The organism is Dactylosporangium sp. NPDC049525, assembly GCF_040676755.1.
Classification (GTDB): domain Bacteria; phylum Actinomycetota; class Actinomycetes; order Mycobacteriales; family Micromonosporaceae; genus Dactylosporangium.
The window spans coordinates 193,459-203,426 of record NZ_JBFAPO010000017.1; the positions used below are offsets into that span (position 1 = coordinate 193,459).

The following is a 9,968-nucleotide window of genomic DNA, read 5'->3' on the forward strand; positions in this document are numbered from 1 at the left end:
ACCCGCCGCAGCCAGGGGCACTACGGCCAGGTCCACCGAGGCCCAGGCCGAGACAGCCGGGCCGACTGCAAACCCGACCGTCGCACTGCCTGCCGCTGCGTCGCCCACTACCGCGCCCTCCACTACCCCGCCCTCCGTTGCTGTGTCCTCCACCGCCGGGACCACTGCCGTGCCGTCCGTTATTTCGTCCGCCGCGTCCTCCGGCGCTGCGATCGTCGCTGTGTCCAGCGACTAGCTGCACTACGCGGCACCGGCCTCCGAGGCGTCTGTCAGTGCCGCGCGGTTCGCTGAGCCGTTGCCTCTGAGGCACCGTCTGGTGCGGTCCTCGTCGGTGCTGCCGATCCTCCGAGGCTTGGTGTCCGAGAAGGCCGGCCTCTGAGGCGCTTGCCCGGTGCGGCCACGTCTCGCCCATCTGGGCAGACGTTGGCCAACGCCCGGATTTGCGGCTTTTGTGACAGCGTCTATGCGGGCGCTGCTGCGGCCGGAGGGCACTGGCTCGGCGACCGCGACCCACGGGCCGTCGATTCGTGGAACCACCCGGGCAGCCGGCGGCGGCATGTGCGCGGCTCGAGATGCCGAACTCGGCGCCGTTCGGGACTACAGAGTGCGGTGGCGCCGCGGACGGGTGACGTTGCCACGCGTTGACCTTGGAAGATCTGACTGCCCTGGACCAGTCAGATCTTCCAAGCTCAATGCGCAGAGGGGACTGGGTGGAAAGGGGTGGATGGTGGGCGTTTGGGGTGGGATGGATGCGTGGCGTGTCCGTTAAATCTTTGTGTTGGCACGTTTCCGGCAGGATTCACGCGACAGTGGAGGCGTCGTGACGCGGGGCGAGCGAGCGGATCACCGAGCGTGCGCCGTCAGGGAGGGTCCGCCGAGCGCCCGGGGACGGCGGGAGCGCCGGGACGGATGAACGGCGCGCGAGGCGTGGAATTGTCCGGAAGGAGACCGTTTCGGGGGCCGGCAGCGGCGGGAATCCGCAGCAATAGGGGCCGGTACGGGCGGAAAACCGGGCGACGAAAGGGCACAAGATCGCGGTTTCAGAGGGACACGCCGGGCGGAGTGGAATTCGACGACCGGGTATCTGGGTATACGGCAGGCGACCCCACGGCGAACGGAGCCTTACGGCCGCTCAGGCGGGCCGGGCGCGAGCGGGTCGTGCATCTTGCACGGTGCGGTGGGCGGCCTCGGTACGGGGGTGCTGTCGACCGCCGTACCGGGTGGTGCAGTGGCACATGATCGGGTTGCGGCATCGTCGATCGTCGCTGCGTGAATGCGATTCGGCGGACGGTGGAGATCGAGATTGGGAGGCGGACGTGTACTTCGTCACCCGGGTGGACGCCGGCGCAGGGCTGGACTGGACGAGTAATTGCTGGTCAGAGTGGTTGGGCGCAGTCAAGTCGGGCGGGTTGACCGGCTGTGGCACACAGGACAGGAGCCCGATCCGCGGGTATCCAGGAGTGGGGCCGATCGATGGGTCCCGTCCGGATCGACCGAATGGAGAGGTTTTGCAGGCAGTGAGGAACAGCGGCGGCGCGATCACCGCAAGGACAGCGGCGATCACAGAATGTATCCGTCGAGTAGGGACCGCTGACATGCACAACTCTCCGGAAAACTCGTCATCAATCGGGGTGAATCGGGCCGGATCCACCCGGCTGTCAGCCATATCCGCCGGGTCCCACGACAAACGGGATGGTTGCGTCCGTCACTCAGCGCGGTACGATCCGCCAGAGCCGCCATGCGGTGATCGGTGTGGAACCCCCTCCGCATCGCACCGCTCGCGGCACACCCGACGGAGGGCGATCTTGACTATCTGCTGCCCGCTTGCAGCAAGCGCGCCGGACCAGCAGGCTGCGATGCGCATCTCGGCATGGCCGCCCGTCGGGGCAGCAGATTGTGTGAGGTTCGCATGAGCACCGCGATGCAGGTCCGCCTGCGGCACTGGCCCGGCATGAAGGTCTCGTGGCTCGGCGCGGGTGCGGTCGTCCATTCGGGCGACGAGCCCAGCCCGGGCGCGGCAGCGCTGGTCGTCTCGCCGCACGGCTCCACCGAGTGTGCGGTGGTCATCAGCTCGCACACCGTCAAGCTCCAGCCCGCGATGGTCGAGGAGTTGGCTGAAGTCCTCGCCAACGGCCTCCCGCGTGGGTTCACCGCGATGCGGTTCGTCGCCTGGGACGGCGCCTGCGCCACCAATGAGCGACCCGCCGCGGCGCACATGATCGCGATGCGGCTCGGGATCGACGTCATCGCCGCCGCTGGGCCGCTGCTTGGGGTACCGGGTGGGTCGCTGTTCGCACCCATCGGGCGTGGCGAGCACCGCCCTGGCGGGTTCTGGCGGTTCCGGGCCGGCGCGCAGCCCACCCGGGTCGGCTGGCGGTTCCCGGCGCCGCACTGGGAGGCGGACCTCGGCGAGGTGCCCGAGCTCTCGGGCGACCTCGTGCTCGACCAGATCCCGGCCGGCCTGTGGCTGCACCGCCGCCGCGTCGGCAGCGTCACCGACCTGGCGTATTCGGTGCCGACCGACCACTCGCACCCGTCGATGATCCTGTCGCACCCGGGTGAGGAGCCGTTACACCGTGACGAGCTCGTCCGGGCCGTCTCGGTCATCCCGGCGCTCGCCGCCGACCGGTGCGTCTTTACGCCGTATGGGCAGCGCCCGCTGCTGGACGGGCCCGTCGGGCCGGTCGTCGCCGAGGTGCTGGGCCGGGCCGTGCACGTGCGCACGGGCCTGCCGCTGTGCGCGCCGGCCGGGCAGCGCGCGGTCGTCACGATCGACCAGAAGGGCCTCCCCCGCTGGCGGACGTTCGCCCGGGAGCTGTGGCACGCGCCGCGCACCGGCGCGCCGCGGCCGGTCGACTGGGTCAACCCGTGCCCCGACGTGCTCGACACGCCGGCGGGTGCGGCCACGTTCACGCTCGGCAGCGGCTGGGTCCTCGAGGTCGTCCAGGCCGGGGTGTGGATCCGCCCGGAGCACCTGACCGACCCCGCCGACTGGATCCGCGGGCTGCCGGTCGACGTCAACCGCTGCGCCATCATCGTCGGTGCCCCCCACGCGCCCGAACTGCCGCCGCCCGGGCACATGATGGCCGATGTACTGGAGAAGCTCCCGGTCGACGCCCGCAAGCGGGCCTACCTGGCCGTGCCGCGGGGCGCCGCGCCGAACGTCTTCATCCTCGCGACCGCGCTGCGCGACTCGCTGCCGGAGCCGGGCGAGGTCGAGCTCGTCGGCCCGTCGGCGACCCCGCCGGCGGCGGCGCTGCCCGCGTTCCCGCCATCGACGACCGGGTCATTCCCGGCGGTCGGCTCGACGGGTTCGTTCCCCTCGGTGGGGTCGACCGGGTCGTTCCCGGCGACGCCCGCCGCGCAGCACAACGGTCACCGCGCCGACGGACCGTTCCTGGTCAACGGGCGGCCGGCCAACGGGCACCCGTCCGGCGCACACCCGACGGTGTCCCGTCCGGCGGCGCACGGCTCGTTCGACCACGACGAGCCCCAGGACGGGTACCGCAACGGCTACGAAGGCCAGCGCACCGGTTCGTTCGAGCCGCTGACCAGCCCGGAACGCCGCAACGGCAGCGAGCACCGCAACGGGGCCGAGCCCCGCACGGGTGGCTTCGCGCCGGCCGAGCCGCGCACTGGTGGCTTCGCGCCGGTGGAGCCGACCTCCGGATCGTTCGCGCCGGTCGAGCCGCGGTCGGGGTCGTTCCCGCCGGTGGAGCCGCGCACCGCATCGTTCGCCGCGCCCCGCAACGGCGCCGACCCACGGAACGGCGCAGACGCGCGCAACGGCGTGGACGGCCGTAACGGTGTCGACCCCCGCAACGGTGTTGACGCCCGCAACGGTCACGATGCCCGTAACGGCGTCGACCCGCGCAACGGTCACGACGTCCGCAACGGTGTCGACCCGCGGACCGGGGCGTTCGCGCCGGTTGAGCCGCCCACCGGGGCGTTCGCGCCGCTGAGCCCGAACGGGACCAACGGCCACCACGCCCCCGGCGGTTTCGGCCCGCAGCACCCGGGCCAGCACGGCCGGCCGGTCGACAACGGCCGCGGGCAGCAGCAGGGATTCGCCAACGGGCGGGCGGAGAGCACCACGGCGTTCCCCGCCGTCGCGCCCGAGACCTACCGCGGCGCCCCCGAGCCGCCGCGCAACGGGTCGCACCCGGACCTGAACGTGGCGCCGCCGCGGACGTACCACCGCGAGCAGCCCCCGGCGTACGACCCGCAGGGCTACGAGGCGGGCCGCCCGGCGAACGACGGCTACCGGTTCGACGCGCCGAACTACGACGAGCACCACTTCGATCTGCCGACGCCCCCCGGGCAGCGGGCACCCGTCCAGCGGATGCCGGCGCACGACGAGGCCGAGGACCAGACCGGTGGCATCGAGGACACCTCGTCGATCCGCAGCGGCCGCGAGATCCGTTCGCACGGCAAGAAGGGCAAGGCGACCCGCACCGACGACAAGACGAGCACGCAGGAGCTCGACCGGCTCCTCGGGTTCTTCGACGAGATCCGCCGTGCGAAGGCGTGGGACGAGGACTCGCCGGGCGCGGCGGGCGACGAGACGGCGGCGCGGCGCGCGGCGGCGGGCCAGCCACCGGCCGGCCCCAGGCGGGCTCGCTAACCATCACGGACACACGAACGGCCGGTCTCGCATCCGAGACCGGCCGTCGTGTTTTCGTCGCGCGGCCGGGGGCCGACTAGGATCGCACGGTGCTCGACATCATGCTGCCGCACTACGGCGACGTGGAGCTGCTGAAGCTCGCCGTCAACAGCGTCATCGCGCAGACCGACGACCGGTGGCTGTTGACCGTCCTCGACGACAGCACCGCGGAAGGCATCCCCGAGTGGTTCGCGGCACTGGAGCACCCGCGGGTGCGGTACCGGCGAAACCCCGCAAACCTCGGGGTCACCGGCAACTTCCAGCAGTGTGTGGACCTGGCCACGGAACAGTTCATGGTCATCATGGGCTGTGACGACGTGATGCTGCCCAACTACGTCGCCACGGTGCACGCGCTCGTCGATGCGCATCCGGAGGCGGTGCTGCTCCAGCCCGGTGTCGAGGTCATCGACGCGCGGGGCGAGGTGGTGCGTACCCTGGCGGACTCGACGAAGCGCCGCGTGTACGCGCCGAAGATCAGCGGCACCGTGGTCATGTCGGGCGAGGAACTGGCGGTGAGCCTGCTGCGCGGCAACTGGCTGTATTTCCCGTCGCTGTGCTGGCGCACGTCGGAGATCAAGGCGGTCGGGTTCGACCCGGAGCTGAAGGTGATCCAGGACCTGGCGCTGATCCTGGAGCTGGTGACCCGCGGCGGCACGCTCGTGGCTACGGACGAGCTGTCGTTCCGGTACCGGCGGCACGGCTCGAGCCTGTCGTCGTCGTCCGCGGTGACGGGTGGCCGGTTCAGCGAGGCGCGCGACTTCTTCCTGGCCGCGGCGGCGCGGATGGACGCGCACGGCTGGCGCCGGGCGGGTCGGGCGGCGCGCTGGCACCTGTCGTCCCGCATTCACGCGCTGACGATGCTGCCGGCGGCCGCGAAGCAGCGCAGCGGCAGCAGCGTGACCGTGCTCACAAAGTACGCACTGGGTCGCTGACTGTCCGAATCGGCGGTCCGTCCTTCGTCATGTTCATGAAGCCGAACACGACGAAGGAGCCACCGATGTTCTACACCAGCATGTTGTGCCAGCCGGACGCGATGACCGAGGACCTGCGGCGCGAGTCGGAGCACCGGGTGGCCCGCGTTGCGGCGCGCTGGCACCGCCGCCTTCGGCGTGGAGCGGAGAGGGTGGGAGTCGAACCCACACGGGCGTGAACCCAACGCCGTTTTCGAGACGGGTGCCGGCACCTATCGGCTGGCCTCTCCAGAAGTGCCCTTGGAAGGATTCGAACCTCCGGCCTCTTCGTTCGTAGCGAAGCGCTCTCGTTCCGCTGAGCTACAAGGGCATGGTCGTGCGCGGAAAGTGAGGGGATCGAACCCCCGCGGGGTTGCCCCCGTCGACGGCTTAGCAAGCCGCAGCCTTACCTCTCGGCCAACCTTCCAAGTACCCGGAAGAGGATTCGAACCTCCAACCTCCTGACCCTGAATCAGGCGCCTCTACCGTTGGGCTACCCGGGCACGGGTTTCGAGCCTGTGTGGGCCCGGCAGGGAGGTAGCAGCACCCCGCCGGGCCCATCAGTCAGCGCTGGGCCAGTGCGTGCCAGGTCGGGACCGACGGCTGGACCCGCAGCACCATGCCCGCTTCGGCGGGGGTGCGGTCGCCCTTGCGCTGGTTGCACACCGTGCAGGCCGCAACGGTGTTCTTCCAGGTGTTCCGCCCACCCCGGGACCGGGGCAGGATGTGGTCGATGGTGGTGGCGTCCTTGCCGCAGTAGCCGCAGCGGCGGCCGTCACGGGCGTGCACCCCGGCGCGGGACCAGGCAGGTCCGCCGCCGAAGCGCCAGCGGGTGACGACGTAGGACACGAGCCGCACGACCTTCGGCATCGGGTAGACGCCGATGAGCCGGTCGGGCTCGGACTCGTGCACGACGGCCACCTCACGCAGCAGCATGCGCACGGCATGGCGGAGGGTGACCCGGTGCAGGGGTCCGAGGTCGGCGTTGAGAACGAGTACCGCGGTCACCGGGCCTCCCTTCGCTTGTTACTTCCCCAACTGATACCAAACGATCTTGCGTGCCGTGAGCGGGACTCGAACCCGCACTGATCCCATTTTGAGCGGGACGCCTCTACCGATTGGGCTACCTCGGCATTTTGAACATACGAATGGAATTGTCAAACAACGATGCTGCACGGGCGGCAGGAATCGAACCCGCAACCGTCGGTGTTGGAAGCCGGCGCTCTACCAGATTGAGCTACACCCGTAGGAAGGTACAAAAAAGCCGCCCATTGCGGTGGGCGGCGGGAGAGGCGGGGGGAACCCTAGCCTCGCCACCGTCCGGGCAGCTCCGAGCCGACCAGCAGGTCGCTGAGCAGCATGTTGTGCCAACTACGGGAAGCTGATCGACCGCGTGACGCGGACGCCGTCAGTCCTAGCTCGATGTGCGCTGCCATTTGCGGTCTCCCTTCGCATCCCGGTGGATCTTGGTGTTCCTCGTTGACGTATTCAAAGATACGACCCCGACGCCGCCGCGGCAACCAGTTAATTCCGGCGGCGCCGGGAATCGGCTCAGGCGGCGGTGTAGTGGGCGAGGTACAGGTCCATCTCGTCGGTGGTCTCGTCGCCTTCGTTGACGCTGAACCAGAGGGCGTTCTCCAGCCAGAAGCGGTGGATGAACTGCTCGAAGCTGTCGGCGACGCGGACCATGTTGGCGACGAGGACGTCCACGTCGACCTCCTCGAGGCCGACGATCTCCAGCAGCCAGGGCGAGGCGATGACGAACGGTTCGGCGCCGGGCCGCAGGTACAGGTACCAGATGACGGCGTCCTGCTGGTCGCGCAGGAACCGCACGAGTTGCGCCTCGGGCTCGACGGGGCTGGGCACGGGCCGGGGCGCCAGGTCGAAGTCGCAGCCGGTGCAGGACGGGATGGCGTCCATGAGGACCTGGCTGCTCATGAAGCGTTTGAACGCGGCCGGCAGTTCGACGTGCGCGGCGAGGGCACCGAGGTCCATGGCGCGCAGCGGGTCGTGCGGCGCGCCGGGGACGAGCCAGTGGAACGTGCCGTCGAAGCGTGACTGGTCCACTACCGGCAGGCTTTCGGTGGGGTACAGCTCGTAGGTACCCATGCTCGCCCGGGCGCTGCCCAGGTCCGTGCCCCACCAGCCGCGCGGAAAGTCGATCGTCATGTGTCGCACGGTACGACGCCGCCTGGTGTTCTTCCGTCGCCTATCGGACCAAGACGAGCGCGTTTCAGGTCATGCCCCTCACGTCACCCGTTGTTGGCAGCCTCGAGGGTGGGGATCTGCGGTAGGACGCCGAGGTAGCTGAGCTTGGCGACGATCGCCTCGGCGGTGAACGGCTTGATGACGTACTCGTGCGCGCCGGCTGCGAGGGCGCGCACGATCTGCCCGTGTTCGCTCTCGGTGGTGACCATCATGAGCGTCATCTGCCGGAGGTGTTTCTGCTTGCGGACCGCCATCACGAACTCGAGGCCGTTCATCTCCGGCATGTTCCAGTCGATCAGGGCGAGCCCGGGTTGCAGGTCGTGGTCCCAGATCTGGTCGAGGGCGTCCTTGCCGTTGGTGGCCTCGCGGACTTCGAAGCCGAGCGGCAGCAGGATCCGTTTGAGGATGCCCCGCATGGCACGTGAGTCGTCGATGACCATGGCGAGCTTCGTGTCCATTCAGACTCCGGCAGGTTGGTAGGTGGTGGTTTCGTACGGGTCGGTGGTGGTGTCGATCTTGGTGTGGAAGAGGGGGTCGGCGGCGAGGATGGCGCGGCGGACGTCAAGGAGTTCGGTGACGCGCTGCTGGATGACGGCGGAGCCGAGCAGGCCGTCGTCGCCGAAGTCGCGGCGGGAGTCGTCGAGGCCTTCCTCGACGATGTCGAGGATCTTCTCCACCGCGAGGGCCACGGACCGCCCGTTCTCGGTGTAGACCACCACCGGCACCGTGGGCCCGGATTCGGTCTCGTACGCGCCCAGCAGGTGCGACAGGCGCAGCACCGGCAGGATCTGGTCGCGGTACTGCACGACCTCGCGGCTGCCGGTCCGCTCGATCCGCTCGACCGGGAACTCCTCGAGCCGGGTGACCATGTCCAGGGGGATCGCGACCCGGCGGTCGCCGACGCCCGCGATGAGGAGCCGTCCGCCGTTGCCGTTGCCGCGCCGGACCGCCGTGTCGGTGTCCTTGGGTTCGACGCCGGCGGCGAGCTGCGCCCGGCGGGCGAGGGACGCGACGTCGAGGATGAGTGCGACCCGGCCGTCGCCGAGGAGCGTGGCGCCGGCGTAGACCCCGATGTCCTTGAACCGGGAGGTGAGCGGCTTGACCACGACTTCCTCGGTGTTGAGGACGCGGTCGACGACGAGCCCGAAGCGTTTGCCCTCCGCCTGCAGCACGGCGACGTAGACGTCCTTGTCGTGCTCCCCGTCGCGGGTGAGGCCGAGGGTGTCGTCGAGGTACACCAGTGGCAGCAGCTTCCCTCTGAGCCGGTAGACCTGCGCGCCCATGGCGTGTTCGACGACGCGGCCGGACTGCCCGTCCAGATACACCAGCTCATGCACCGCGACCTGCGGGATCACATACCGCTCATCACCACACTCGATCGTCAGCGCCTGAATGATCGCCAGCGTCAACGGGATCGTCAACCGCCACGTCGTGCCCTTCCCCACCACCGAATCCACATCAACCGCACCACCGATGCGCTCAATGTTCGTCTTCACCACATCCATCCCCACCCCACGACCCGACACGTTCGTCACCGCCTTCGCGGTCGAGAACCCAGGCCGGAACACCAACGCCAGAATCTCCCGACGATCCATCGCCGCCAACTGATCCCGCGAGACGAGGCCCTTCTCCACCGCGATCCGCGCGATCTTGTCCGGATCGATCCCACTACCGTCGTCACGCACCTCGACAATCACATGCCCACCCTCGTGGTAGGCCCGCAACGTCAACGTCCCCTCCGCACTCTTGCCCGCCGCGACCCGCTCATCCGGATGCTCAATCCCATGATCAACCGCGTTGCGGACCAGGTGCGTCAACGGATCCTTCACCGCCTCCAGCAACGAACGGTCCAGCTCCGTCTCCTTACCCTCCTGGGCCAGACGGATCTGCTTACCGAACGTCGAGGACAGATCCCGCACCACCCGCGGCAACTTCGACCACAAATGATCAATCGCCTGCATCCGCGTCTTCATCACCGACTCCTGCAACTCAGAAGTGATGAGATTCAACCGCTGACCCGTCCGCGTCATCCCCGGATCCGCCACCGACCCAATCGCCCGGATCAACTGATTCCGGGTCAACACCAACTCCCCCACCAAATTCATCAACTTGTCCAACAGATCCACATCCACCCGGATCGACTGATC

Annotated in this window: 6 protein-coding genes, 6 tRNA genes and 1 pseudogene; 2 read left to right on the forward strand and 11 right to left on the reverse strand. The window is 69.2% G+C overall.

Annotation, left to right across the window (positions count from 1 at the left end; all coding sequences use genetic code 11):
* The first annotated feature begins 1,909 nt into the window (after window positions 1-1,909).
* Entirely contained in the window at window positions 1,910-4,624 is a 2,715-nt protein-coding gene (locus AB0K00_RS24985) for a hypothetical protein (protein ID WP_363524032.1), read from the forward strand.
* A gap of 89 nt (window positions 4,625-4,713) precedes the next feature.
* Window positions 4,714-5,595, forward strand: a complete 882-nt coding sequence (locus AB0K00_RS24990; protein WP_363524035.1) for a glycosyltransferase — start codon at window positions 4,714-4,716, stop codon at window positions 5,593-5,595.
* A 183-nt stretch (window positions 5,596-5,778) separates the two neighbouring features.
* On the opposite strand, the gene AB0K00_RS24995 is transcribed toward AB0K00_RS24990, so the two are convergent.
* From AB0K00_RS24995 to AB0K00_RS25045, 11 genes and pseudogenes are all read right to left on the reverse strand, one after another.
* Window positions 5,779-5,864: transfer RNA gene (locus AB0K00_RS24995), tRNA-Ser, on the reverse strand.
* 5 nt (window positions 5,865-5,869) lie between these two features.
* A tRNA-Arg gene (locus tag AB0K00_RS25000) sits at window positions 5,870-5,944 on the reverse strand.
* Between the two features lie 11 nt (window positions 5,945-5,955).
* Window positions 5,956-6,040: transfer RNA gene (locus AB0K00_RS25005), tRNA-Ser, on the reverse strand.
* A gap of 3 nt (window positions 6,041-6,043) precedes the next feature.
* Window positions 6,044-6,116 (reverse strand) — tRNA-Leu (locus AB0K00_RS25010).
* Window positions 6,117-6,177: 61 nt separating this feature from the next.
* Window positions 6,178-6,621, reverse strand: a complete 444-nt coding sequence (locus tag AB0K00_RS25015; protein WP_327005226.1) for an HNH endonuclease — start codon at window positions 6,619-6,621, stop codon at window positions 6,178-6,180.
* Window positions 6,622-6,672: 51 nt separating this feature from the next.
* Window positions 6,673-6,746 (reverse strand) — tRNA-Leu (locus AB0K00_RS25020).
* A gap of 40 nt (window positions 6,747-6,786) precedes the next feature.
* A tRNA-Trp gene (locus tag AB0K00_RS25025) sits at window positions 6,787-6,860 on the reverse strand.
* Window positions 6,861-7,164: 304 nt separating this feature from the next.
* Window positions 7,165-7,782, reverse strand: a complete 618-nt coding sequence (locus tag AB0K00_RS25030) for a hypothetical protein (RefSeq protein WP_363524038.1) — start codon at window positions 7,780-7,782, stop codon at window positions 7,165-7,167.
* 83 nt (window positions 7,783-7,865) lie between these two features.
* A complete protein-coding gene (locus AB0K00_RS25035; RefSeq protein WP_363524040.1) occupies window positions 7,866-8,279 on the reverse strand; it encodes a response regulator in 414 nt (137 codons plus the stop codon).
* The gene (locus AB0K00_RS25040; RefSeq protein WP_363524059.1) at window positions 8,280-9,794 is read right to left on the reverse strand and encodes a chemotaxis protein CheW; all 1,515 of its coding nucleotides are present in this window, start codon (window positions 9,792-9,794) and stop codon (window positions 8,280-8,282) included.
* A gap of 3 nt (window positions 9,795-9,797) precedes the next feature.
* Window positions 9,798-9,953: pseudogene (locus tag AB0K00_RS25045) on the reverse strand (hypothetical protein); the annotation flags it as partial.
* Between the last annotated feature and the right edge of the window lie 15 nt (window positions 9,954-9,968).